The sequence below is a fragment of the Streptomyces sp. BHT-5-2 genome, assembly GCF_019774615.1.
Classification (GTDB): Bacteria; Actinomycetota; Actinomycetes; order Streptomycetales; family Streptomycetaceae; genus Streptomyces.
This window is the reverse complement of record NZ_CP081496.1, coordinates 4,746,296-4,771,469: the sequence shown is the minus strand read 5'-3', so window position 1 is coordinate 4,771,469 and position 25,174 is coordinate 4,746,296. Positions and strand designations below refer to the sequence as shown.

The following is a 25,174-nucleotide window of genomic DNA, read 5'->3' as shown; positions in this document are numbered from 1 at the left end:
ACGGCGCTGCGCGCCGGCCCTCCGCCGCCGACCTCCACTCCTAAGGAGACCCTCCTGATGTTCGACGCCGTACGCGACGATCTGCGCGCCGACCTCGACGAGATCCGCGCCGCCGGACTGCACAAGCCGGAGCGGGTGATCGGCACCCCGCAGTCCGCCACCGTCGCGGTCACCGCCGGCGGCCGCCCCGGCGAGGTCCTCAACTTCTGCGCCAACAACTACCTCGGCCTCGCCGACCACCCCGAGGTCATCGGCGCCGCCCACGCGGCCCTGGACCGCTGGGGCTACGGACTGGCCTCGGTCCGCTTCATCTGCGGGACCCAGGAGGTGCACAAGGAGCTGGAGCGGCGGCTCTCCGGCTTCCTCGGCCAGGAGGACACCATCCTCTACTCCTCCTGCTTCGACGCCAACGGCGGAGTCTTCGAGACCCTGCTCGGCCCGGAGGACGCGGTCATCTCCGACGCCCTCAACCACGCCTCCATCATCGACGGCATCCGGCTCTCCAAGGCCCGCCGCCTCCGGTACGCCAACCGCGACATGGACGACCTGGAGCGGCAGTTGAAGGACGCCGAGGGCGCCCGGCGCACCCTCATCGTCACCGACGGCGTGTTCTCCATGGACGGCTACCTCGCGCCGCTGCGGGAGATCTGCGACCTGGCCGACCGCTACGGCGCGATGGTGATGGTCGACGACTCGCACGCGGTCGGCTTCGTCGGCGCCGGCGGCCGCGGCACCCCCGAGCTGTGCGGCGTGATGGACCGGGTCGACATCCTCACCGGCACCCTCGGCAAGGCGCTGGGCGGCGCTTCCGGCGGCTATGTCGCCGCCCGCGCCGAGATCGTCGCGCTGCTCCGCCAGCGCTCCCGCCCCTACCTGTTCTCCAACACGCTCGCGCCGGTGATCGCGGCCGCCTCGCTCAAGGTGCTCGACCTCCTCCAATCCGCCGGTGACCTGCGCGAGCGCCTGCACGCCAACACCGCGCTGTTCCGCTCCCGGATGACCGAGGAGGGCTTTGCGATCCTGCCCGGCGAGCACCCCATCGCGCCCGTCATGATCGGTGACGCGGCCGAGGCGGGCCGGATGGCCGAACTGCTGCTGGAGCGCGGGGTGTACGTCATCGGCTTCTCCTACCCGGTGGTCCCCAAGGGGGCGGCCCGGATCCGCGTGCAGCTGTCCGCCGCCCACTCCACCGAGGACGTGCACCGCGCGGTGGACGCCTTCGTGGCCGCCCGCGCCGCCCTGGAGAGCTGACCGCACGGTTTCCGGGGCCCAAGGCGGCCTTCGGGCCTGTCCGGTGGAACATGACCGGGTCCGAACCTGATCCACCGGACAGGCCCGAACCCTGCGAAACTGGATCCATGATCGAAGCACGTCGGCTGCACATCCTCCGTGCCCTGGCCGACCACCGCACGGTGACCGCCGCGGCCGCCGCGCTCTATCTGACGCCCTCGGCGGTCTCCCAGCAGCTGGCCGCGCTGGAGCAGGAGACCGGCCACCGCCTCGTCGAGCGCGGCGCCCGCGGCGTCCGGCTGACCGCCGCGGGCGACATCCTGCTCGGCCACGCCAACGCCGTGCTGGCCCAGCTGGAGCGCGCCGAGGCGGAGCTGGCCGCGTACGACAAGGGCGAGGCGGGCACGGTGACGGTCGCGGCGTTCGCGACCGGCATCGGGCTGGTGCTCGCCCCGGCCCTGGCCGAACTCGCCGATTCCGCGCCCGGTATCCGCGTCCGGGTCCAGGACGTGGAGGGCGACGCCAGCCTGCCGATGGTGCTGGACCGGCAGGTCGACGTGGCGGTGGCCGTGGAGTACCGGGGCGCGCCGGACGCCGACGACCCCCGGCTGACCCGTGTCCCGCTCTACGCCGAGCCGTTCGACGCGGTGCTGCCGCCCGGCCATCCGCTGGCCGGTGCGGCGGCGGTGCCGCTGGCCCGGCTCGCCAAGGACCCCTGGATCGGCCCCTATTCCGGCAATCCCTGCCATGACGTGGTCGTCCTGGCCTGCGAGTACGCCGGGTTTCGGCCGGATCTCGCGCATTCCTCGGACGACTTCCGGGCGGTGGTGGCGCTGGCGTCGGCGGGCGCGGGGGTGGCCCTGGTGCCGCGCTCGGCGCTGCGCGGGATGGATCTGGGGGGTGTGGTGGTCCGGCCGGTCGACGGGGTCGCGCCCACCCGCCGGGTGTTCGCCGCGGTCCGGCGCGGTGCGGAGGGCCATCCGCTGTTCCGTCCGGTGCTGGCGGCGCTGCGGACGGCGGCGGCCGTGCAGGGCGGCTGACGGGCGCGTGGGTCAACCGCGGACCGTGCGCGGCGGGTCAGCCGTCGGCCGTGCGCGGGGTGCGGCCGGTCCGCTTCCAGGTCGCCAGTTGGCGGGCCGTCCAGGTGGTGACGACCCGGCCGGCCGGGACGCCGCACTCCTCGGCGCGGGCGCAGCCGTAGATCTGCCAGTCCAGTTGGCCGGGCGCGTGCGCGTCGCTGTCGACGGCGAAGAGGGTGCCGGCGGCCAGGGCCTGCCGCAGCAGACCGCGCGGCGGATCCAGGCGGTCCGGGCGGCAGTTGATCTCCACCGCGGTGCGGTGCTCGGCGCAGGCCGCGAAGACCTCCGCCGCGTCGAACGCCGACTCCGGGCGGCCCCTGCCGGTGACCAGCCGCCCGGTGCAGTGGCCCAGGACGTCCACCAGGGGGTCGCGGACCGCGGCCACCATCCGCCGGGTCATCGGCCCCTTGTCCATCCGCAGTTTCGAGTGGACGGAGGCCACCACCACATCCAGCTCCGCCAGCAGTTCCGGTTCCTGGTCGAGCGAGCCGTCGTCGAGGATGTCGCATTCGATCCCGGTCAGCAGCCGGAACGGCGCCAGGCGCGCGTTGACCTCCGCGACCACGGCCAGCTGCCTGCGCAGCCGCTCGGCGGTCAGTCCGCGGGCGACGGTGAGCCGTGGGGAGTGGTCGGTCAGCGCGCACCAGTCGTGGCCGACGTCGCGGGCGGCCCGGGCCATCGCCTCGATGGGACTGCCGCCGTCGGACCAGTCCGAGTGCAGATGGCAGTCGCCGCGCAGCGCCCGGCGCAGCGCCCGCCCCCGTCCACCGTCGACCAGCGGGCCGCCGGCCTCTTCCTCCAGGTGCGCGAGATAGCCGGGCCGTTGCCCGGCCAGCGCCTCCTCGACGACCCGGGTCGTCTTGGGGCCGAGCCCCTTGAGGCGCCCCAACGTGCCGTTCCCGGCCCGCGCGCTCAGCTCGTCCGCGGGCAGTGCGCCGATCACCGAGGCCGCGGTGCGGAACGCCTGCACCCGGTACGTCACCGCTCCCTGCCGCTCCAGCAGGAACGCGATCCGCTCCAGCGCCGCCACGGGATCCACACACCCACCGTGCACCGGGCCGGGCCCGGCTGCCACCGCGGCCGACCCCGGCGAAGGCCCCCTATCGCAGTTATGCGAATATGTCCGTTCTCTGGACGGTCGATCCGTTTCCAGTGGAATGCGGGGGCGATAGTCATGACGATTCCGGTCATGAGTGGACGGGAAGTGGCGGGCAATCATGTTCGGTTAAAACCTGGGCAACATCGCGGCTGTACTGCGGAAACGCGAATCGGACTTCTGGGTGTCCGGGCGGGCCGGTCGGGGGTTGCGTTCGACGGCCTCCAGGAAATCTGCACACCGAATGCGCAGCCGGCACACGTGGCGGGGTTTTGGGGTCGGCGGGGGCACCGGTGAGCAGCGACTTGGTTCCGGAATGCCCCATTCCGCGTGCGCCGTAACGACTGTTTGCGGAAAAGGAAACCGCAGGAGTTGTGAAGATGCTCGGATAAATTCATGGACGCGTGTACACGTCCGGTAATTTCCCGGTGCGGCCACGTCCGGATCTCAGCTCTTCCGATTAGCAGGGCAACCACCCCGCATGCTTTGATCCATCGCACCGCGGTGGTCGCCGGGGTTTCTCGATATCGGGGGCCCCACTACCGTGGCCGCGGCCGGGTCACCCACCGGACGGCCCGCTCGCCCTTTTTGATATTGACCCGAAGGGAAACACCATGAACAACGCCCAGGTTCAGACCCAGGAAATCTCCGACGCCGACCTGGACAACGTGTCCGGTGGCCTCGTGGGCGGTGTGCTGAGCACCGTCACCACCACCGTCGACTCGGTCGCCCCGGTCTCCGGCCTGCTCGGCAACGTCACCGGCACGGCCCAGGGCCTCACCGGCACCGACGTCACGGGCACCGTGAACGGCCTCACCAACGGTCTCTGATCCGACCGCCCCTGTGCCGCGGTGCGGCACAGCCACATAAGGTCGTGACGGTAGTCGGCGCCCCCTCCCTGCCGATCTGCCGTGCCGAGTGCCCCGGACGACCCGGTTCCGGCCGGGTTCCGGGGCACCCGGCTGTCCGCCGCCGGATCTCCGCACCGGCGGCGGACTCCGTCCGTCCGTACCGACCCCCGCAGTTGAGGGAGGAGTGCCGTGCAGTTCCGTCAACAGGCCCTGTCCAAGCTGCAATCGCCCGAGGAACTCGACCTTCCGGTGCGGTTCGCCCGCCCACAGGGCTGGCTGGTGCTGGCCGTCAGCGTGCTCGTCATGATCGCCGCGAGCGTCTGGGCGATCACCGGCACCGTCTCCGCCACCCTCACCGCCCCCGGCATCCTCACCCACGGCCACGGCAGTTACGTCCTGCAGAGCCCGGTCGCCGGGCAGGTGACCACGGTCCTCGCCGAGGAGGGCAAGCAGGTCGCCACCGGCGCCCCCCTGGTGCGGATACGCACCGCACAGGGCGGCACCACCGTCGTCCGCGCACTGGCCGCCGGCCGGCTCACCGGCGTCGTCGCCACCATCGGCTCGGTCGTCACCACCGGCGCCGACCTGGCCTCCGTCGAGCGGACCGGCGGTCCCCGCGACCCGCTGACCGCCACCCTCTACGTCCCGGCCGAGAGCGCCGCGACCCTCCCCGCGGGCGCGGCCGTCGACCTCACCGTCGCGTCCGCCCCCAGCCAGCGGTTCGGCGTACTGCGCGGCCATGTGGCGGCCGTCGGCCGCGCCGCCCAGTCCCGCCAGCGGATCTCCTCGTTCCTCGGCAGCGCCCAACTCGGCGAGCAGTTCTCCCGCGCCGGCCAGCCGATCGCGGTCCTGGTCCGGCTCGACACCGCGCCCACCGCCTCCGGCTATGCCTGGTCCACCTCCGGCGGCCCGCCGTTCGCCCTCGACTCGATGACCCAGGCCACCGCTGCCGTCCACCTGGCCGCGCAGCACCCGATCGATTGGCTGCTCCCGTGACCGCCCCCGACGCCTCCGCCGCGCCCCCGCAGCACCTTCCGCCGGCCGGGCGCCGCCGGCACCGCCCCGAGGGCCCCTCACCCGCCCGCCGCCGCAGACCGCCGGCCGCCGCCCCGAAGGCGCCGAAGGCCGTCCGCACCCCCACCGTGCTCCAGATGGAAGCCGTCGAGTGCGGCGCCGCCTCCCTGGCCATGGTCCTCGCCCACTACGGTCGGCACGTACCGCTGGAGGAGCTGCGGATCGCCTGCGGCGTCTCCCGCGACGGCTCCCGGGCCAGCAACCTCCTCAAGGCCGCCCGCAGTTACGGCCTGCAGGCCAAGGGCATGCAGATGGAACCGGCCGCACTCGCCGAGGTCCAGGCACCGGCCATCCTCTTCTGGGAGTTCAACCACTACGTCGTCTACGACGGCATGGGCCGCCGCCTCGGCCGCCGCGGCGTCCACGTCAACGACCCCGACAAGGGCCGCCGCTTCGTGCCCACCGAGGACTTCGACACCAGCTTCACCGGCGTCGCCCTGGTCTTCGAGCCCACCGAGGAGTTCCGTCGGGGCGGCCGCAAGCCCAGCGTGCTACAGGCCCTGCCGGCCCGGCTGCGCGGCACCGCCGGCACCCTGCTGGCGGCGCTGCTCGCCAGCCTGCTGCTGGTCGGCGTCGGCGCGGCGCTGCCCGCGCTCAGCCGCACCTATATCGACATGTTCCTGATCGGCAACCAGAGTTCGCTGCTGGGGCCGCTGTTCGCCGCGATGGCCGCGATGGTGGTGCTCACCGCCGTCCTCACCGGACTCCAGCAGGCCAACCTGCTGCGCGGCCGGATCATCTCCTCCACCCTCGGCAGCGCCCGCTTCCTGCGCCACCTGCTACGGCTGCCGGTCACCTTCTTCGCGCAGCGCTCGCCCGCCGACCTCGTCCAGCGCCTGCAGTCCAACGACGCGGTCGCCGAGACCCTCGCCCGCGACCTGGCCGCGGCCGCCGTCGACGGCGTCGTGGTCGTCCTCTACGCGGTGCTGCTGTGGACCTACGACCCCCAACTCACCGTCATCGGCGTGCTCATCGCGCTGCTCAACGTCGTCGCCATGCGGATCGTGGTGCGGCTGCGCGCCACCCACACCCAGAAGCTGCGCGCCGACACCGCCCGGCTCACCAACACCTCCTACACCGGCCTGCAGCTCATCGAGACCATGAAGGCCACCGGCGGCGAGAACGGCTACTTCCGCCGCTGGGCCGGGCAGCACGCCGCCACCCTGGAGGAGCAGCAGCGGCTCGGCGTCCCCAGCGCCTGGCTGGCCGTCGTCGCCCCCACCCTCGCCACCTTCAACAGCGCCCTGATCCTGTGGATCGGCGGCCTGCGCGCCGTCGAGGGCCATATCTCCATCGGCCTGCTGGTCGCCTTCCAGGCCCTGGTGACCCGCTTCACCGCCCCGATCACCCGGCTCAACGGCGTCGCCGGCCGGATCCAGGACTTCGCCGCCGACGTCGCCCGCCTCAAGGACGTCGAGAACTTCCCCGCCGACGCCCACTACTCCCGCCCGGACGCGGACGCCGGCACCCGCCGCCTCAAGGGCCATGTCACCCTCGACGGCATCACCTTCGGCTACAGCCCGCTCGACGCCCCGCTGCTGACCGGCTTCTCGCTGTCCGTCGGGCCCGGCCGGCAGGTCGCCCTGGTCGGCGGCTCGGGCAGCGGCAAGTCCACCGTCTCCCGGCTGATATCCGGCCTCTACGCCCCCTGGGAGGGCACCATCCGGATCGACGGACAGCGCCTCGCCGACATCCCGCGCAGCGCGCTGGCCGCCTCGGTCTCCTTCGTCGACCAGGACGTCTTCCTCTTCGAGGGCACCGTCCGGGACAACGTCGCGCTGTGGGACCCCTCCATCCCCGACGACGCGGTGATCGCCGCCCTCCAGGACGCCGCCCTCTACGACGACGTCATCGCCCGCCGCCCCGACGGCATCCACAGCCGCGTCGAGCAGGACGGCCGCAACTTCTCCGGCGGCCAGCGGCAGCGCCTGGAGATCGCCCGGGCGCTGGTCCGGCGCCCCAGCATCCTCGTCCTCGACGAGGTCACCAGCGCCCTGGACGCCGGCACCGAGGCGGTCATCATGGACAACCTGCGGCGCCGCGGCTGCGCCTGCGTCATCATCGCCCACCGGCTGAGCACCGTCCGCGACAGCGACGAGATCGTGGTCCTCGACCACGGTGCGGTCGTCGAACGCGGCCGGCACGAGGAGTTGGTCGCCGCCGGTGGCGTCTACGCCGACCTGGTCAAGGAGCACTGACGTGGCATCCGCACACCCGTCCCCGGACGCCGGACCCGCCACACCGCCGGCCATGCCGTCCGCACCGCCCGCACCGGCCCCTTCGGCGACCGGCCCGGCCGGCGCCGACGCGGTCACCCACGCGTTGGGCGGCCTGGGCACGCCGGTCGACTGCGCCGGGCTGCGCAACGTCCCCCTCGAAGGCCCGCACGTCCTCTGGCTCGTCACCGGCGGCACCCTCGACCTGTTCGCGGTGGACGCCACCCAGGAGGGGCCCTGGCACTTCCTCGGCCGCCTCGAAGCCGGCACGCTGCTGCTCGGCCCCGTCCAGGGCCCCCAGCACACCCTCGTCGGCCGCCCGTCACAGCACTGCGGACTGCGCCGGATCGCCCTGCGCGAACTGCCCCGCCCCGAGTACACCGGCTACGGCGACCAGGGGACGCACCCCGACGCCTACGGCCACGACGCCTCCGCCCACGACACCTACGGCGCTCCGGCGGGCCCCCTGGAGCACGCCTTCGCACTCGGCACCGCCCGCGGGCTGGGCGTGCTCTTCGAGGCGCCGCTGGACGGCCGGCCCACCGACGAGGCGGTCGCCGACGACGACGTCCTGTGGATGCCGGTGCCGCCCGGCAGCGTCCAGTACGGCGCCTCCTACAGCGCCGAGGCCGCCGCCGACCTGCTCGTCGACGCGGCGCTGTGGCAGCGGATGGTGAACCAGCAGTACCGGCTGCTGTCCGCCGTGGACCGCTGGATCGAGCAGCTGGAGCGCGCCCACGAGGACCGCGCCGCGGCCGGCATCAAGGCCGGCGAGGCCGTCCGGGAACGCGCCGACCAGGCGCTGCTGGCCTCCATCGGCAAGGACCGGGGCGCCGGCCGGGCGGGCGCGAGCCGCGACCGGGCCGGCGACGACCTGACCTTCGCGGTCTGCCGGAAGGTCGCCGGGGCCGCCGGCATCCCGCTCACCGAACCCCCCAAGGGCGCCGCCGCCGGCGACCGGATCAGCCCCGTCGAGCGGATCGCGCTGGCCTCCCGGATACGCACCCGCGCGGTCCGCCTCGACGGCCGCTGGTGGCGCACCGACGTCGGGCCGCTGGTCGGCCACCGCGCCAAGTCCGGTGCCCCGGTGGCCCTGTTGTGGCGGCGCGGCCGCTACGAGGCGGTCAACCCGTCCTCCGGGCTGCGGATACGGATCGGCGAGGACAACGCGGCGGAGTTCGAGCCGCGCGCGGTGATGTTCTACCGGCCGCTGCCGGACCGCCGGCTCACGCCCTGGCGGCTGATGCGCTTCAGCCTCCGCGGCAACCGCACCGACCTGCGCAACCTCGCCCTGAGCGGACTGGTGACGGTCGCCCTCGGCGCCCTCGTCCCGATCGCCACCGGCAAGGTCCTCGGCGTCTACGTCCCGGCCGCCGCCCGCGGCCCGATCGTCCAGGTCGCGCTCGCCGTCATCATCGCCGGCGTCGTCGCGGCCGCCTTCACCCTGCTGCAGAACCTCACCGTGCTGCGCATAGAGGGCCGGATCGAGAGCGTCCTCCAGCCGGCCGTCTGGGACCGGCTGCTGCGCCTGCCCACCAAGTTCTTCGCGGCCCGCTCCACCGGCGAACTGGCCAGTGCCGCCATGGGCATCAGCGCCATCCGCCGGGTGCTGGCCGGCGTCGGGCCGGTCGCCGTGCAGGCCGGTACGGTCGGCGCGGTCAACCTCGTGATGCTGCTGGTCTACAGCGTCCCGCTGGCGCTCGCCGCGTGCGCCATGCTGCTCGTCATCGGCGCGGTCTTCCTCGTGCTGGGGCTGTGGGAACTGCGCTGGCAGCGCCGGCTGGTGACGCTCGGCAACAAGCTCAACAACCAGGCGTTCCAGACCCTGCGCGGGCTGCCCAAGCTGCGGGTCGCGGCGGCGGAGTCCTTCGCCTACGCGGCCTGGGCGCGGGAGTTCGCCCGCTCCCGGGAGCTCCAGCAGAAGGCCGGCCGGATCAAGAACATCACCACCGTCCTCAACGCCGTCTACCTGCCGCTCTGTTCCCTGGCGCTGTTCGTGCTGCTGGCCGGGCCGGCCCGCGGCACGCTGTCCGCCGGCGCCTTCCTGACCTTCAACACCTCGGTGACCATGCTGCTGACCTCGGTCACCCAGCTCACCGGCGCCTTCGTCTCGGCCGCCGCGGCGCTGCCGATGTTCGAGCAGATCCGGCCGGTCCTGGACGAGGCGCCCGAGGTCCGCGGCGGCAGCTCCCAGCCCGGGGTGCTCTCCGGCGCCATCGAGGCCCGCAAGCTCTCCTTCCGCTACAGCGAGGACGGCCCGCTCGTCCTCGACGACGTCTCCCTCCAGGTGCGGCCCGGCGAGTTCGTGGCGATCGTCGGCCCCAGCGGCTGCGGCAAGTCGACCCTGCTGCGGCTGCTCATCGGCTTCGACCGGCCGTCCGCCGGCAGCGTCCTCTACGACGGCCAGGACCTCGGCGCGCTCGACCAGGCGGCGGTGCGCCGGCAGTGCGGGGTGGTGCTGCAGAACGCCCAGCCGCTGACCGGCTCGATCCTGGACTGCATCTCCGGCGCGGAGGTGTTCACCCAGGAGGAGGTCTGGGCGGCGGCCGAGATGGCCGGCCTGGCCGAGGACATCAAGCGGATGCCGATGGGCCTGCACACCATGATCGCCGGCGGCGGTGCCATCTCCGGCGGCCAGCGGCAGCGCCTGATGATCGCCCAGGCGCTGGTCCGCCGCCCGCGCATCCTCTTCTTCGACGAGGCCACCAGCGCCCTGGACAACGAGACCCAGCGGATCGTCATCGACAGCACCCGCGCGCTCAGCGCCAGTCGTGTGGTCATCGCGCACCGCCTGTCCACGGTGCTCGACGCCGACCGGGTCCTGGTCATGGCCGACGGCCGGGTCGTCGAGGAGGGGGCCCCGGCCGACCTCCTCGCCGACACCGGCGGCCGGCTGCACGACCTGGTGCGCCGTCAGATGGCCTGACCGCGCACCCGCCGCCGGCCGCCGGGCCGACCATTCCCGGTATCACCCCGATCCGCCGCATATCGTGCGAAGACTGCACAGCGGTCGATGGAGGACGAGATGCCCAAGGTCCAGCACCTGTTCGACGCGATGCCCCCGGACCGGCGCCGGCGGCTGACCGAAATCGCCCACGAGGTGTCGCTGCCCCGCGCCACCCGCGTCTTCGAGGAGGGCCGCCGGGCCGACCGCTTCTGGATCATCGGCACCGGCCGGGTCGCCCTCGACCAGCACGTCCCCGGCCGCCGGGCCGCCGTCGTCGAAACCCTCGGCCGGGACGAACTCCTGGGCTGGTCCTGGCTGTTCCCGCCCTACCTCTGGCACCTCGGCGCGGAGACCGTCGGCCCCGTCGAGGCCCTGGAGTTCGACGCCGTCCTCGTCCGCGCCCTGTGCGAGGACGACCCCGTCCTGGGCCGGGCCGTCTACCGCTACGTCGCCGAGACCGTCGCCGAACGCCTGCACGGCACCCGCGTCCGCCTGCTGGACCTCTACGGGCCCCAGGGAAGCGGCGAGCAGGCCCCGTGAACGGGGGCGGCCCGCCCGCCGGCGCGGTGCGCACGCCCCGCCGGAGCGCCGGCCGAAGCGCCCCGTCGCCCCGTCCACGTACGCGATGACCTGCGCCTCTGCGGGAACCGGAAGCCGCCCGCCCCCGACTGCCTGTGCCGGGTCACGAGGGTGGCCCGCGGCCGGAGACCGGCCGGAGCGGCACAGTGGTGGGGGAGAAGACCCATGCGCCCAGGAAGTGGTGCGGACTCGCGACGGTCGTCGCGCTGACCGCCACGGCGTGCGGTGGCGGCGGGCGCGGCACGGCGGCGGACGGCCACCAGCCCCCACCGCTCCCGCTGTCCCTCCGCCAGGTCCCGTGGCATCGGCCCGTCCTCTCCTCGATCCACCGTGCGGGTCCGGCATCGCGGCGTCTGAAAGGTCGGGCGGCGACCGGCCCGGGTTCCCGGCGAAGTGGGAGAAATTTCCGGGCGGAGGAGGCGCGGCGCTTCGAAGTGGACAGCGGCGAAACCCAGTTAGTCGGGCCGGAAGCGCACATGGTTCCGTCGGCCGGACGGGATGAACCTCACGCTCCGATCGACCCTCGATCGGCCGTTCGCCCCCGCTCCCACCTGCCACGATGACGCGATGACCACCCCCGCCCGCTCCGCACCCCCGCCCGACGCGTCCCCGGCCGGCTCCGCCCGGCGCCCCCGGACCTCCGTGCCGCTCGGCGGGTTCCGCCGGCTGCTGCCGGCCCGCTCGGTCCTCGGCTTCGTCGCGCTGCTGGCGCTGCTGTTCGCCCTCGCCTACGCGGTGGGCGGCGCCGTCGGTCCGGTCGCCCCCGGCCTCCGTCCCGACCGCCGCCCGGGGAGCACCGAACCGCCCGGCGGCGGCGGTTCGGGCGGCGGGATGCCGGGCATGGCGGGCATGAGCGCACTGGGTCAACCGCGGGCCGCGCAGGTCGCCCCCGCCACCGGCCCCGTCACCGACTCCGGATCCGCCTCCGCGGCCGCACCCGCCACACCTCTCCTCCCGACGCCGGGAGTCGGACGATGACCCGGCACCGGAACCAGCCACCGCCCCGGCCCGAAGCCCAGCCCCAGTCCCAGCCCGAGCCACGGCCCCAACCGCAAGCCGCACCGCAGTCCCCGCAGGAGCCCGACCGCGTCACCACCCTCGCCATCGGCGGGATGACCTGCGCCGCCTGCGTGGGCCGGGTGGAGCGGAAGCTCGGCCGGCTGGACGGCGTCACCGCCTCGGTGAACCTCGCCACCGAGCGGGCCCGCATCAACCACCCCGCGTCGCTCGACGTAGACGCCCTCATCGCCACCGTCGTGGCCGCCGGCTTCACCGCGTCCGCACCGCCCGAGGACGAGCCCCGGCACCCCTCCGCGGGCAGGTCCGACGACGCCACCCCCGGCGGCGCCCCGAGCGATGCCACCGAAGTCACCGACGGCACCGAAGCCGACTCCGCCGAGCTGCGCCGGCTGCTGCTGACCGCCCTGCTCGCCCTCCCCGTGCTGGCCCTGTCGATGGTGCCCGGCTGGCAGTTCCGCAACTGGCAGTGGCTCTGCTTCGTGCTCGCCGCCCCCGTCGCCGTATGGGGCGCGGCCCCCTTCCACGTCCGTGCGCTGCGCGGCCTCCGGCACGGCGCGGCGACCATGGACACCCTGGTGTCCCTCGGCGTCGCGGCATCCTTCGGCTGGTCCGTCTACGCGCTGTTCCTCGGCGGCGCCGGCACGGCCGGGATGACGATGCCGTTCAGCCTGCTGTCCACGGCCGACGACGGCACCGCCCACCTCTATCTCGAAGCCGCCGTCGGCGTACCGCTGTTCGTGCTGGCCGGGCGGCGGATGGAGGCCCGGGCCAGGCGCGGCACCGGCGCCGCGCTCCGCTCCCTGGCCGAACTCGCCGCCAAGGAGGTCTCGGTGCGCCGCCCGGACGGCACCGAACGCCGCCTCCCCGTCGCGCTGTTGCAGGTCGGCGACCACTTCCTGGTCCGGCCCGGCGAACGGGTCGCCACCGACGGCACCGTCGTCACCGGCAGCTCGGCCCTGGACCTCTCCCTGATCAGCGGCGAGAGCCACCCCGTCGAGGTCGGCCCGGACTCGCCGGTCGTCGGCGGCGCGGTCAACTCCGGTGGACTGCTGGAGGTCCGGGCCGACGCGGTGGGCGGCGACACCCAACTCGCCCGGATCACCCGGCTCGTCGAAGACGCCCAGACCGGCAAGACCCGGGCCCAGCGGCTCGCGGACGCGGTCGCCGCGGTCTTCGTCCCCGCCGTGCTGACCATCGCCGTCACCGTGCTGGGCTTCTGGCTCGGCGCCGGCGCCGACCCCCAGGCCGCGGTCACCGCCGCGGTCGCCGTGCTCGTCGTCGCCTGCCCGTGCGCCCTGGGCCTGGCGACGCCGACCGCGCTGCTGGCCGCCACCGGCCGCGGCGCCCAGCTCGGCATCCTGGTCAGCGGCCCGCGGGCGCTGGAACGCCTGCGCCGCATCGACACCGTGGTCCTCGACAAGACCGGCACCCTCACCACGGGACGGATGACCGTCAGCGCCTTCACGCCCCGCGCGGACGAACCCGACCCGGACGAGGTGCTGCGGCTCGCCGCCACCGTGGAGCAGGGCTCCGAACACCCCGTGGCCCGCGCCGTCCTCGCCTACTTCAGCGACCACGGGCCCGACGCGCGGCTCGAACCGGCCGCCGCGGTAGGGGACTTCACCGCCACCCCCGGCTTCGGCGTCCGCGGGGTGGTGGACGGGCGCACGGTCGCCGTCGTCCGCCCGCCCGACGACCCGGCCGGGCTGCCCGCTCCGCTGCCGGACGCGGTCCGCGCCGCCGAAGCCGCCGGCCGCACCGCGGTGCTGGTCGAGGTCGACGGCGACCCGGCGGCCGTCCTCGCCCTCGGTGACAGCCTCCGCCCCGACGCCTACCGCGCCGTCGACCACCTGCGCCGCCTGGGCCTGCGCCCGGTGCTGGCCACCGGGGACCGTACCGCCACCGCCCGGGCGGTCGCCGGGCAGTTGGCCATCACCGAGGTCCACGCCCAGGCCCGGCCGGACGACAAGGCCGCGCTGGTCACGACGCTGCGGGAGCAGGGCGCCCGGGTCGCGGTGGTCGGCGACGGGGTCAACGACGCGGCGGCGCTGGCCCTCGCCGACCTGGGCATCGCCATGGGCGGCGGCACCGACGCGGCGATCGGCGCCGCCGACGTCACGCTCGTCCGCGCCGACCTCCAGGCCATCCCCGACGCCGTCCGCCTCGCCCGTCGTACGCTCGGCACCATCCGCGGCAACCTCCTCTGGGCGTTCGGCTACAACCTCGTCACCGTGCCGCTCGCCGCCGTCGGACTGCTCAACCCGATGCTCGCCGCGGCCGCGATGTCCGTCAGCTCCCTGCTCGTCGTCGGCAACAGCCTGCGGCTCCGCGCCTGGCAACCGCCCACCGCCGCCCGCGCACCCCGCCGCCCCGCAGACCCGGCACACGACGGCACCACCACGCATCACGCCATCTGACCCGACCTCAACCCGCCCCAAAACCAAGGCACTTGGAAATCCTCATGAACCGCTCACGCCTTGCCGCCGGCGCCGTGCCGCTGCTCACCTGCCTGGTCACCCTCGGCACCCTCACCGCCTGGACCGCCACCGGCAACGCCGGCACCCCCGCCCGGCTGACCGCCGCCGAGGGCCGGGTGCTGATACCCGCCGGGAACGACGCCACCGCGGCCTTCTTCACGGTACGCAACTCGGGTACCGCGAACGACGTCCTCACCGCCGTCACCGGACCGCCGGGCCACCGCGCCATGCTCAGCCGTGACATCGCCGTCGGCCGCAACGCCCACTCCATGGCCATGGCCCCCGGCGCCACCGTCCCGGCCGGCGGTGCGCTCACCATGACGCCGACCACGCTCGACATCATGGTCAGCCCACCGCCCCGGCTGGCTCCCGGCGACCGCCTGACCTTCACCCTGCACTTCCGCGACAGCCCGCCGCTGACCGTGACGGCCCGGGCGGTACGGCCCGGCGAGAAGTAGGCGGCGGGCGGGGGAGGCCGGGCGGGACATACGGGACGGGCGGGCACGCTCGCCATCAGGTTGCGCTGCCCGTCCCACCCGTCCCGTCGCTCCGCCGCCATGGGGCTCATGGGCAGGCCACCGCCCGCCCATGAGCCCCGTCGGCCCGCCGTACCGGCCGGTCAGGCCACCGCGGTGGCGAGCCGGCGCGGCCGCCGGTCGCCCGGCACCGGTCTGCGCTGCGGTACGCCACGCGGGGGCGCGGCCGCCCGCAGCATCCGTTCGCCGTCGTCCGGCACCGCGGCACGTGCCCCGGCTTCCACTACGGCCCCGGCCCCGGCCTCTGCTTCCGTCTCGGCCTCGGCCAGCAGCGCGATCAGCGTCTCCCTGGCGCGGGCCACCCGCGAACGCACCGTCCCCACCGGACACCCCATCACCCCGGCCGCCGCCGCATACGGCAGCCCCAGCAGCTGGGTCAGTACGAACGCCTCCCGCCGCTGCGGCGTCAGCGCCGCGAGCAACTCGGCCAGCGCGATGCCCTCCTCGAAGCCCGGCATCCCGCGCGGCTGGACCCGCTCCGCGGCGGACTGCCAGTCGTCGGTCGCCGACAGCCGGGGCCGTACCGCATGGGTGCGGATCCGGTCGGCCACCACCCGCCGGGCGATCGTCAGCAGCCAGGTCCGGGCCGACGACCGGCCCTCGAACCGCGGCAGCCCGCGCAGCGCCCGCACATAGGTGTCCTGCACCAGGTCGTCGGCCGCCTGGGCCTCCCCGCTGAGGTGCGTCACATACCGCCGCACATCGAGCTGGGTGGCCCGCACGAACTGCTCGACGGCCCGTTCGTCGCCGTCCCGGGCGGCCAGCGCCCAGCCGGTCACCGTCTCGTCGTCACGCACGCCACGACCGCCCCTCGCCGGTACGGACCAATTCGGGGAGACTGGGCGCATGCTCTGCTCGCGCATCCGTACGGCACTCTCCGCCCGCCTCGACGGCGAGGCGCTGCCCCCGGGGCTGACCGCCCGCCGTCTCGACGACCATCTCGCGGGCTGTGCGGACTGCCGCCAGTGGCAGGCCCGGGCGCGGGCGTTGAGCACGGCGCTCGGCGGCGCCGCCGGACAGGAGGGGGAGGGGACCGCGCCCGCGGGCGGCGATCCGGCCTCCGTCGAGGCCCTGCTGGCCCGCCTCCGTCCGGGACGACGGGCGGGCTGACGGTCGGGCCGGCTGGCGGGCCGGCCGGCCGGGGAGCGCCGGGCGCCCGACGAGGCCGGCCCGCTCATGGGGTAGGGACACGGGTGGCGGTGCCACCGGCATCCGGACAGGATTCGTCATCTGGAGTCCTTGGAGTCCTTCGCGTGATCCGGTCGGCGCGCGTGCTGACGCGGCCCACCGGTGACGTCGCGGCCGGAAGCGCGGGCACGGGGCAGCGGCCCGTGGTGCCCGTATGCCGATTCCGGCCGGGGTGTTCGACCGTGCTGTCAGACGACAGCCGGCTCACGCGGGGGACCCCGCAAGGACATCGCATGGGCCAGCAGCAGCCGGCGCACCGCGCGCCGCGGCTCCTGCCGGACGGGGCGCGGAACCGGCCGGGACGACGGCAGAGCCGCCCGCAGTACCAGCACCAGCGGCGCGAACAGCCAGGCGGAGACGCTCCGCACGAGCCGGAACGCCGCCCGTTCCCCGCCCCACAGCCACCACGCGCTGAGCAGCGCGACCAGCAGGTGCGCGGCGAGCATGCCGACGGCGCTCCCGTGCATGCCCGCGCCGGAGGCGTCCATATGGGACATGCCCATGTGCGACATGCCCAGGTGAGCCAGGCCGGAGTGCGGCGGCTCCGTCGCACCGCCCGTGGCAGCCGAGGGATCCATCGATCCCATCGCCCCCATCGACCCGTTCTGCCCCATTTGTGCCAACGCCCGCGCCGCGTCGATCTCCTTGAGCGACAGTCCTTGGGCGCCGCACATCCAGGTGTCGGCCCATGCGCGGGCGAGCGTGGCCCGGTCCCCGCCGGCGCCGACCATCGCCTGCCCCAGCGAGAACGCGCTGTGCAGGGCGACTTGCGTACCGACGGTCAGCAGGCCCACGACCACCGGGCCGCGTTCGCGGGCGGCCAGGCACCAGGCGCCGGCCGCGGTCACCAGCCCGGCCGCGAGCAGCATCCAGCCGGGCACCGCGGCATCCGACATCACCGCGTGCCCCAGTGCAGCCAGGAGCACGCAGACCACCGCGAACACCGCGGCGCGCAGCCCCCTGAGAATGTGCCCCGCATCCATGACAGGCCCCATCGTCGCACCCCGCCCCCGCAGGCGGACCAGGAGGGGCGGCAGTCGAGCACAACGGAACACCGACACCGACACCGACGCCGGCCAGGTCCTGCCCGGTGAGCGCAGCCGGCCGCACCTTGGGCCGGCTGCTCCGCCCGACGGGATGGAACGCGGCCCTGGGCATCCGAGCCGACCGCACACGCAGCGGATGGCGCATTGTGCCATGTGGGCAATGCATGTCGATCGCGGGTGGGGCGCCGGCGGGCCGCGCCGCACCGCCGCCCGCCCGGGTGCCGGTCAGAACTCCCCGGCCAGGCCCTCCCAGTGATCGGCCAGGGAGGTCAGCAGCCGCCGCACAACGGCACGCTGCGCGTCGTCGTACGGCGCCATCAGTCGCTCGTCCAGCCGCTGCACCCGCTCCTGCGCGGCCCGCAGCGTCCGCTCGCCGTCCTCGGTCAGGAACAGCAGCTTGCGGCGGCCGTCCGAGGTGTCCGCGCGGCGGACTATCAGCCCCCGGCTCTCCAGCCGCCGGGCCACATCCGCCATCGTGGAGGTGTCCAGTGCCACCACCGACGCCATCGACCGCTGGTCCCGCCCCGGAGTCGCGCCCACCGCGGTCAGCACCGCGAACTGCGGCCCGGTCAGCGTCGGATCGACCGCACGCACCCACACGGCCAGATACGCCTGGTAGAGCCGCCGCACCTGATAGCCGGGCGCGGCCGTCAGCGTGGGCGGGACCATGGCCCCGGCTTCGGTGGTGCCAGGCGCCGCGGGCGAACCGGGCGCAGAGGAAGTGGTCTCGTCAGCCATGGGGCAACTCAATCACGGGGCACCGCCCCGACCCCCGCAGACCGGTCGACATCCTCGGCCGAGCGTCGGACCTAGCGCGCCGCCCGCAACTCCTGCTCCCGGCGCGGCCATCGCGGCCACGAGCCGGGAAGCGGCTCGTGCCCGCCCCCGCCGCAGCATCCTGAGCTCCCGCCGCATCCCCGCGAGCCGCCCCAGCAGCCGACCCTGACCCACCCCGCCCACGAACGCGACGACCAACGGCCCGTACTCGGCCAACACGGACCCGACGCCGGGACGGACAATCACACGGCGTCCGGCCGCCCGGCGAGGAACCCTTCGGCGAGCATCAGGAACCCGGGCGTACGGAAGCCGCACGGCAGGGCGTGATGTTTCCGGAACACCCCTTGCAAATCGGTCGGTTGGGTGCGGTCCGGTGGTCCGGATGCCAGTGATTCGACGGTGCGGATCCGTGCCCCTCCGTCTGGGCCACGAACATCGGGCAGGCCCGCACCGGCCGGCGGAGGCGTGCCTCCCCACGTTTTTCGGACATGCTCCGATTTGCAGCGACGCGTGATTCCGGACATCTCGGCCGAGTTAATCCGAACACGTACTATCCCGCTCGGCAAGGGATCCGTACGGAGTCGGCCGCCGATGTCCTGATTCACCGTCAGCGGTACGGCGCCGACCGCGGTCGACGGGCTCCGGTGTCCGCGCACGCGAAGCGGGGCGCGGCCCCCGGCCACGCCCCGCAAGCCATCCCTGCCCCCTACGGCCGGGGCCCGATCACCTGCCCGGCCGCGTCCCGCACCGTGATGGCCATCGCCGGACACAACTCCGCCGCGTCCACCGCCCGTTCGTCCTCCGGGATCTCCTCCCGCACCGCCCGGGCGTGCGGCCCGTCCAGCACGAACAGGTCCGGTGCGATCGCCGGACAGGAACCCGAGGCGATGCACAGCCCCGGGTCGATCTCCACCTTCCACGCCACCGCGCTCACCACCCCACCGGCAGGACGCGCGGACCGCGCACCAGCATCTGCGTCTTCCATTCCACGTCCCCGGCCAGGTGCAGGTCCGGGAAGCGGGTCAGCAGCGCCAACAGCGCCTCCTGGAGCTCCAGTCGGGCCAGCGGCGCACCCAGGCAGTGGTGTACGCCGTGCCCGAAGCCCAGGTGCTGATTGCCGGCCCGCCGGATGTCCAGCTTCCCCGGCGCGTCGAACCGCAGCGCGTCGCGGTTGGCCGCGCCCACCGCGACCAGTACGGGTTCACCGGCACGTACCAGCGTGCCCCCGACCTCGATGTCCTCGGTGGCGTACCGCGCCTGGCCCGCACCGCTTCCCAGGGGGACGAACCGCAGTAACTCCTCCACGGCGCCACCGATCAGCTCGGGCTGCTCCCGCAACAGGGCCAGCTGCTCGGGGTGATCCAGCAGCGCCAGCACGAAGTTGGGGATCTGGGTGGCAGTGGTCTCATGACCGGCGACCAGGATGCCCACGCACAGGTCGATCAGTTCCAGCTCGGTCAGCCGGTCGTCGACATCCCGCGCGTCGATCAGCGCGGTCATCAGGTCGTCCTGCGGCTGCTGCCGGTGCTGCTCGATCAACTTGCCCATGTACGCGCGGAGTTCCTCGCGATTGGCGTCGAACTCCTCGGCCGTCAGGGAACTCGTCGACAGCGCGGCGTCGCTCCACACCCGGAACTGCGGCCGGTCCTCGGTCGGCACCCCGAGCAGCCGGCAGATGACGGCCACCGGAATGGGCAGCGCGTACCGGTCGACGAGGTCCGCCGGCGGCCCGGCCGCCTCCAGTTCGTCGAGCAGTTCCCGCGTCAGTTCCTTGACCTGTGGTCGGAGTTTCTCGACCTGACGGACCGTGAAAGCCTTGGCGACCAGGGTCCGCAGTCGGGTGTGATCCGGCGGGTCCATGCTCAGGATGCCGCTGTTGCGGGTCCCCTCGGACTGTCGCGGTTCGTCGTGCCGGGCGCTTTCGGCCCGGCTGAACCGCAGGTCGCCCAGGACGAACCGGGCCTCGGCGTACCGCGTGACGAGCCAGGCCGGCTCGCCGTACGTCAACTGCACCTTGAGCAGCCCCGGGCGGTCGCGCACCTGGTCGTACTCCGCCGCCAGATCAAGGCTCTCGGCGATATTGAAGGGGTAGGAGAGGGGTGCTGTGTCGGCTGTGGTCACCGTGACCTCCCTTGTGTAAGCACCTGCTTACAAAGGTAGGACGCTTGCACGGGGCGGTCAACGGCGGATCGTCGCCGTCGTCATGACCGGCCGCGGCGGGCCACTGTGGTCACCTGACGGACCGACGGAAAGGGGAAGAGCCATGCGAGAAGCAATGGAGGAGGTCAGGGGGCGGTCGACGGGGGAGCCCCCGCGCGGCGGCTCCCCCGGCGAACACCGCCGGGACGCCCAGGGAACCCGGCGGCTGCTGCTGGACGCCGCCTCGGAACTCTTCGCCGAACGCGGCTACGAACGCGCCACGGTGCGCGACATCGCGGCCCGCGCCGGCGTCAACCAGGCCCTGTTGTTCCGCTACTTCGGCTCGAAGAAGGCCCTGTTCGGCGAGGTGATGGCGCGCGGCGGCCACGAGCAGCTGCGCACCACCCCCGCGGAGCGGCTCTTCGATGTCGCCCTGCGCGGCATGCTCGCCGAGGGCGGCGGCCCCGGCACCGACCGGTCGCTGGAGGTCTGCCTCCGCTCCATCGGCGGCAGCGACGAAATCGCCGAGGCGCTCCGGGGACTTGGCGACGAGTACGCCGAGGTGCTCGCCACCCTCTCGCGCGCCGACGACGGCGCGCTGCGCGGCGATCTGGCCCTGTCCTGGCTGCTGGGCATCGGCCTGATGCGGGTGGTGGTCGGCAAGGAGCCGCTGGCCAGCGCCGATCCGGACACGGTCTGTCGACTGGTGGGGGAGGCGCTGGGCGCCCTGCTGGAGGGCCTGCCGAAGACCGAGTGAGACCGCCCCCGGCCGGCGCCGCACTCGGGTGCGGCGCGGCCCGTGCTGCGTTCCGGTGACCCTCCGGCGGGTCGCCGCGCGGGGTTGGGCAGCCGCCCTATTGTCGCGATTGCAGGAGAATGTTCCTTTTCTGCCCAGCTGAGTAAAGGTGGAACAATGCTTCGTTCGATTCCTCGCGGGCTCGCGATGGCCGGCCTCGCCGCGGCTGCCCTGGTCGTCCCGGCCGCCGGCGCCGCGACCGCGGCCCCCAGTGGCGCGCAGGCCACGCTGTGCCCCTCCCACAGCCCTTGCCGCGCCCACCACGGCCGCCACCACGGCCACGGCGGCAGCCACGCAGGCCGACACGGGCAAAGCCGTTACGACGACGGCTACGGGCGCAGCGGCGAGCGCCGCCGTTACGACGACGACTACGGCCGCAAGGACGAGGGCTACGGTCGCCGCGACGACGACTACGGCCGCAAGGACGACGACTACGGCCGCCGCGACGACGAGGGCCACCGCCGCGACGACGGGGGCAAGCGCCGCGACGACGGGGGCAAGCGTGACGACGACGGCCGCCACGACGAGGAGGCGGCCCGCCTCGCCGACGGCCTGGGCCGGCACGGCCTCCTCGGCCTGGACTTCCTCGGTCTCCTCTAGTCGCCGCGCTCCGTCGCGTCGCCACCTCCATGGGCCCGGGTCCGGTACCCGGGCCCACCGGTGTGCGGAGGGGGCGAAGGCCAGGAGCCCGGCGGCACGGTCACGGGTGACCGATCGGCCGCAACCCGCCGTGCACCGGCGTCAGTTCGGTCGCGTACCGCGCGGGCGGCACGGGAACCGTCCGGCGCGGCGGCAGCACGTCCGGCGCCCGGTGCGGCCGCAGCGCGGTGAGCGCGTTCTCGGTCTCCTCCATCAGCGCCCGGTAGGACACCAGACGCTGCCATTCCGGGTCGGCGACGCCGGGTACCGTCGCGGAGCGCTCCGCCCAGATCTTCACCAGCCCCGCGTACAGGGGCGTCTGTCGGACGACTTCGGCGTTGATCCGCGGCGGCGGGGGGGCGACATCCGTGCCGGGGGGAGCGGGCTGGGTCCCCTGGGGGCGGGGGACGAAGGCGGTCCGGCCGTGGCCGGCGACGGTGACGGACGAGGGAGCACTCATGGCCGTTGAAACGATTCGCCCCGCCGATCGGTCACTGCGCATACCCCCGGTCGGCCCTGTGCGCCCCGTCTCATAACATCCCAAAGCACTGCGCGCGATGCGGGGAATATCACCTCTTACAGTGATCTCTCGTTGAGAACCGGACCAACCCCGGCCAAAAAGCGTTGTCGGTGACATGGAACCGAGGGAGTTGTGGGAGCGCCACGCGGTACTCGCACAGGCTTTTTGCATCAGCGATGACGAGGTCCGCCGGACCCAAGGACTCCTCGACGAGGCCGAGGCCCGCCGCTCGCGGACCCTGGCCGCCTTCGCGGTGACCGTCGGCAGCGACGAGGTGGTCGCCGATCTGCTCGGCCTCGACGCCCGCGAGGTCCGTCTGGCCCGCCGTACCGTCGGCAAGGACGACGCCCGTGCGGTGGCCAAGAGCCTGCTGGAGGAGTCCGAGCGGGAGCGCCGTGCCGCCCGCCGGGCCGAGCCCCAGCCGGAGAAGGTCGAGCCGCCCCGCCCCACCTCGCCCGCGGTTGCCGCCGCGGCAGCCGCCGCCGCGGCCGCGATCGGCAACGGCTGGCCCCGGGCCACCACCGTCGGCAGCGTGACCTCCGTACCCGCAGGGCCGGCCGACACACTCGGCCGCATCCCCCCGCGCCCGGCCACGCCCGCCCCCACTCCCGTCCCGGCCCCAGCCCCCGTCCATGCCCCCGCGCCCGCCCCGGCCGCCGCGCCCCCACCGTTGCCCGTCACCGAACCGGCCTGGTCACCGGCGTTGGACGCGGTCCTGGTGCACAGCTACCACACCGGCGCCGACCTCACCGCGCTCGCCACCGAACTGGGCCTGGACGTGAATATCCTGGCCGCCCGCGCGCATCAGCTCTCCTCCGAGTCCCAGACCGCCCGCCCCGCGAACACGGACCGCATCGGCCGCCACCGCCGGATGACCGAAGGCCAGCCACCGGGCCACACCGACACCGGCCACCTGCCCCGCAACGACGCGGCCGCACCGCCCCCGCCCCCGTACGATCCGCAGGCCGCCTGGGCGGCGACCGCCCACGCCGCCCAGTGGGCGGCATCGCAGGATCCCTATGCCGCCTGGCCACCACAGGAACACCAATCCCACGCCTCCTGGCCGTCCCAGGAGGCCCACAACCCCTGGGCGTCCCCACCACCCCCCACGCACTCCTGGGATCCCAGCGCCGTCACCGTCGCCCAACACGACTGGGACGGCATCCTCAGCCAATGGGAGGCCGCCACCGCGCCACACATCTCAAGTCCCGGCCAGCAGTACCCCTGAGCCGGGCGGTCCGTGCCGCCGCCCGCGAACACCCGTTCCCGCCGTCGCCCGGCCATCGCCTAGAGTGTCCGGCGAGCCGTGACTGGCGCTTGGGTGGAGTACCACCAGGGAGCGGCTCGACCTGCTTGGTCAATGCCGTGCGCCTGGGCGATCCCGTACGACGTACGACGCCCAGGAGGCGCCATGACCACGACCACGTCCCCCACCGCCCGGCTCATGGACGGCAGCGTGCTCGCCCGCCGCATGGTCGAGGAGGCCGCCGCGCGCGCCGCGGAACTCACCGCGCGCACCGGACAGGCCCCGTGCCTGGCCACCGTCCTCGTAGGCGACGACCCCGCCTCCGTCACCTACGTCCGCATGAAGCGCAACCGCTGCGCCAAGGCCGGAGTCCGGTCGCGGCACATCGCCCTCCCCGCCGAGACCACCACCGCCCAACTCGTCGACACGATCGGTGAGTTGTCGCGCGACCCCGGTGTGCACGGCATCCTGCTCCAGCACCCGGTCGGCCCGCACATCGACGAGCGCGCCGCCTTCGAGGCCATCGCCCCCGAGAAGGACGTCGACGGTGTCACCGCGCACTCCTTCGCCGCGATGAGCCTCGGCATGGACGGCTTCGCGTCCTGCACCCCCGGCGGCATCATGCGCCTCCTGGACCACTACGACGTCGATCTCACCGGCAAGCACGCGGTGGTCGTCGGCCGCAGCGCGATCCTCGGCAAGCCCGTCGGCATGCTGCTGCTCGGCCGCGACGCCACCGTCACCTACTGCCACTCGCGCACCGCCGACCTCGCCGCCCACACCAGGGAGGCCGATGTCCTGATCGCCGCGGTCGGCCGCCCCCGCTTCCTGCACGGGGACCAGCTCAAGCCCGGCGCCGTCGTCATCGATGCCGGTTACAACGCCGGCAACGTCGGCGACGTGGACTTCGACTCCGCGGCCGCGGTCGCGAGCCTGATCACCCCCGTGCCCGGCGGCGTCGGTCCGATGACCATCGCCACCCTCCTGACCCAGACCGTCGACGCGGCGAGCCGCCAACTGGGCGCGCCGGCGGCGGTCTGACGCCCCGCCGTGCGGTGCCCCGCCGTGCCGTGCCTCGTCACGCCACCGTGACCGTGACCTTCCATGGCACGACCACATGCGGGCAGACGGAGCCGGGAGCGGCGTGACACCGCCGCTGTGCGGTGACGGTGGTGGTGCCCCGCCGGGCGCCCGCGGTGAAGCGCCCGGCAGCACCTCCCGTCGGCGTCGCACCGGCCGACGTCCGCCGGAGCAGCGCGGGGTCGCCGGAGACCGGCAGGCTCCAGGCGAAGGCCGGCCCGCGATCGTGCCGACCGGTGAGCCGGACCTCGATCACGTCCCCGGTGTGCACGGTGAGCTGCCGGCCGCCGTCCTGGTCGGAGAGCAGGACGCCGTGGGCCGACGGGCCCCGGCCCGTACCGCTCGCGGTCGGGCGTGGACCGGCCGGCGCGGCGGCGGAGGCCGCTCCCGCGCCCATCGCCGCGCCCACGGCGCACACCACGGCCAGACACCTCATCGCCTTCATGGCACCCCAAATCCCCTTGGCTGACTGTGAGTTTGCCGCCCTCCGTCCGGACGCGGGCCCGGCCGTCCGCGCGGCGGCGCCGTCATGTTCCCAGCAGGGATGGGGCGGCGGTATCAGCAGAAAGAGTGAATGGAGGGTGGGTGGGGATGGTGGACGGGGTGGGGGAGGTGAGGGGGTGTGTGAGGGGCGCGGG

23 protein-coding genes and 1 riboswitch are annotated in these 25,174 nt (G+C 74.1%); of the genes, 15 read left to right on the top strand and 8 right to left on the bottom strand.

Annotated features, from left to right (window positions below):
* Window positions 1-57 precede the first annotated feature (57 nt).
* Both K2224_RS21160 and K2224_RS21155 read left to right on the top strand, forming a co-directional pair.
* Window positions 58-1,251 (top strand): glycine C-acetyltransferase, encoded by a 1,194-nt coding sequence (locus K2224_RS21160; RefSeq protein WP_221908086.1) that lies wholly within the window; start codon window positions 58-60, stop codon window positions 1,249-1,251.
* A gap of 107 nt (window positions 1,252-1,358) precedes the next feature.
* A complete protein-coding gene (locus tag K2224_RS21155; protein WP_221908085.1) occupies window positions 1,359-2,270 on the top strand; it encodes a LysR family transcriptional regulator in 912 nt (303 codons plus the stop codon).
* 37 nt (window positions 2,271-2,307) lie between these two features.
* Here K2224_RS21155 and K2224_RS21150 read toward each other — a convergent pair whose 3' ends face one another.
* The gene (locus K2224_RS21150; RefSeq protein ID WP_221908084.1) at window positions 2,308-3,348 is read right to left on the bottom strand and encodes a PHP domain-containing protein; all 1,041 of its coding nucleotides are present in this window, start codon (window positions 3,346-3,348) and stop codon (window positions 2,308-2,310) included.
* Between the two features lie 671 nt (window positions 3,349-4,019).
* On the opposite strand from K2224_RS21150, the gene K2224_RS21145 reads away from it, so the two are divergent.
* From K2224_RS21145 to K2224_RS21110, 8 genes are all read left to right on the top strand, one after another.
* Window positions 4,020-4,235 carry a type A2 lanthipeptide gene (locus K2224_RS21145; RefSeq protein ID WP_221908083.1) on the top strand — a complete coding sequence of 72 codons (216 nt, stop codon included), beginning with the start codon at window positions 4,020-4,022 and terminating at the stop codon, window positions 4,233-4,235.
* Window positions 4,236-4,445: 210 nt separating this feature from the next.
* Complete coding sequence (locus K2224_RS21140; RefSeq protein ID WP_221908082.1) at window positions 4,446-5,252, top strand: HlyD family efflux transporter periplasmic adaptor subunit; 807 nt, start codon at window positions 4,446-4,448, stop codon at window positions 5,250-5,252.
* Entirely contained in the window at window positions 5,249-7,528 is a 2,280-nt protein-coding gene (locus K2224_RS21135) for an NHLP family bacteriocin export ABC transporter peptidase/permease/ATPase subunit (RefSeq protein ID WP_221908081.1), read from the top strand. The genes K2224_RS21140 and K2224_RS21135 overlap by 4 nt, the downstream gene beginning before the upstream one ends.
* 52 nt (window positions 7,529-7,580) lie before the next feature.
* On the top strand, window positions 7,581-10,472 hold the full coding sequence (locus tag K2224_RS21130; protein WP_221909855.1) for an NHLP bacteriocin export ABC transporter permease/ATPase subunit: 2,892 nt from the start codon (window positions 7,581-7,583) through the stop codon (window positions 10,470-10,472).
* Between the two features lie 99 nt (window positions 10,473-10,571).
* Window positions 10,572-11,033 carry a cyclic nucleotide-binding domain-containing protein gene (locus tag K2224_RS21125; protein WP_221908080.1) on the top strand — a complete coding sequence of 154 codons (462 nt, stop codon included), beginning with the start codon at window positions 10,572-10,574 and terminating at the stop codon, window positions 11,031-11,033.
* Window positions 11,034-11,639: 606 nt separating this feature from the next.
* The gene (locus K2224_RS21120) at window positions 11,640-12,050 is read left to right on the top strand and encodes a hypothetical protein (RefSeq protein ID WP_221908079.1); all 411 of its coding nucleotides are present in this window, start codon (window positions 11,640-11,642) and stop codon (window positions 12,048-12,050) included.
* A 134-nt stretch (window positions 12,051-12,184) separates the two neighbouring features.
* Window positions 12,185-14,509 (top strand): cation-translocating P-type ATPase, encoded by a 2,325-nt coding sequence (locus K2224_RS21115; RefSeq protein WP_221909854.1) that lies wholly within the window; start codon window positions 12,185-12,187, stop codon window positions 14,507-14,509.
* A gap of 44 nt (window positions 14,510-14,553) precedes the next feature.
* Window positions 14,554-15,027, top strand: coding sequence for a copper chaperone PCu(A)C (locus K2224_RS21110; RefSeq protein ID WP_221908078.1), 474 nt, complete (start codon window positions 14,554-14,556; stop codon window positions 15,025-15,027).
* Between the two features lie 161 nt (window positions 15,028-15,188).
* Here K2224_RS21110 and K2224_RS21105 read toward each other — a convergent pair whose 3' ends face one another.
* Window positions 15,189-15,953 (bottom strand): sigma-70 family RNA polymerase sigma factor, encoded by a 765-nt coding sequence (locus tag K2224_RS21105; protein ID WP_313904787.1) that lies wholly within the window; start codon window positions 15,951-15,953, stop codon window positions 15,189-15,191.
* Here K2224_RS21105 and K2224_RS21100 point away from each other — a divergent pair.
* Entirely contained in the window at window positions 15,952-16,215 is a 264-nt protein-coding gene (locus tag K2224_RS21100; RefSeq protein ID WP_221908076.1) for a zf-HC2 domain-containing protein, read from the top strand. The genes K2224_RS21105 and K2224_RS21100 overlap by 2 nt on opposite strands.
* 266 nt (window positions 16,216-16,481) lie before the next feature.
* Here K2224_RS21100 and K2224_RS21095 read toward each other — a convergent pair whose 3' ends face one another.
* From K2224_RS21095 to K2224_RS21080, 4 genes are all read right to left on the bottom strand, one after another.
* Complete coding sequence (locus K2224_RS21095) at window positions 16,482-17,276, bottom strand: PE-PGRS family protein (RefSeq protein ID WP_260692860.1); 795 nt, start codon at window positions 17,274-17,276, stop codon at window positions 16,482-16,484.
* Window positions 17,277-17,564: 288 nt separating this feature from the next.
* Window positions 17,565-18,077 (bottom strand): MarR family winged helix-turn-helix transcriptional regulator, encoded by a 513-nt coding sequence (locus tag K2224_RS21090; protein WP_221908074.1) that lies wholly within the window; start codon window positions 18,075-18,077, stop codon window positions 17,565-17,567.
* 745 nt (window positions 18,078-18,822) lie between these two features.
* On the bottom strand, window positions 18,823-19,041 hold the full coding sequence (locus tag K2224_RS21085) for a ferredoxin (RefSeq protein ID WP_398193025.1): 219 nt from the start codon (window positions 19,039-19,041) through the stop codon (window positions 18,823-18,825).
* 5 nt (window positions 19,042-19,046) lie between these two features.
* Complete coding sequence (locus K2224_RS21080) at window positions 19,047-20,237, bottom strand: cytochrome P450 (protein ID WP_221908072.1); 1,191 nt, start codon at window positions 20,235-20,237, stop codon at window positions 19,047-19,049.
* 142 nt (window positions 20,238-20,379) lie between these two features.
* Here K2224_RS21080 and K2224_RS21075 point away from each other — a divergent pair, with 142 nt between their 5' ends.
* Window positions 20,380-21,012: a TetR/AcrR family transcriptional regulator gene (locus K2224_RS21075; protein WP_221908071.1), complete on the top strand. Its 633-nt coding sequence runs from the start codon at window positions 20,380-20,382 to the stop codon at window positions 21,010-21,012.
* A 156-nt stretch (window positions 21,013-21,168) separates the two neighbouring features.
* Entirely contained in the window at window positions 21,169-21,651 is a 483-nt protein-coding gene (locus tag K2224_RS21070) for a hypothetical protein (protein WP_221908070.1), read from the top strand.
* Between the two features lie 100 nt (window positions 21,652-21,751).
* Here the strand turns inward: K2224_RS21070 and K2224_RS21065 are convergent, their stop codons facing one another.
* Window positions 21,752-22,150, bottom strand: coding sequence for a hypothetical protein (locus K2224_RS21065; protein ID WP_221908069.1), 399 nt, complete (start codon window positions 22,148-22,150; stop codon window positions 21,752-21,754).
* Between the two features lie 175 nt (window positions 22,151-22,325).
* Between K2224_RS21065 and K2224_RS21060 the strand changes: the two genes are divergently transcribed.
* A complete protein-coding gene (locus K2224_RS21060; RefSeq protein ID WP_221908068.1) occupies window positions 22,326-23,438 on the top strand; it encodes a hypothetical protein in 1,113 nt (370 codons plus the stop codon).
* Between the two features lie 68 nt (window positions 23,439-23,506).
* Window positions 23,507-23,594, top strand: a riboswitch (ZMP/ZTP riboswitch).
* A gap of 27 nt (window positions 23,595-23,621) precedes the next feature.
* Entirely contained in the window at window positions 23,622-24,497 is an 876-nt protein-coding gene (locus tag K2224_RS21055) for a bifunctional 5,10-methylenetetrahydrofolate dehydrogenase/5,10-methenyltetrahydrofolate cyclohydrolase (protein ID WP_221908067.1), read from the top strand.
* 37 nt (window positions 24,498-24,534) lie between these two features.
* Here K2224_RS21055 and K2224_RS21050 read toward each other — a convergent pair whose 3' ends face one another.
* Window positions 24,535-24,981: a hypothetical protein gene (locus K2224_RS21050; protein WP_221908066.1), complete on the bottom strand. Its 447-nt coding sequence runs from the start codon at window positions 24,979-24,981 to the stop codon at window positions 24,535-24,537.
* Window positions 24,982-25,174 lie beyond the last annotated feature (193 nt).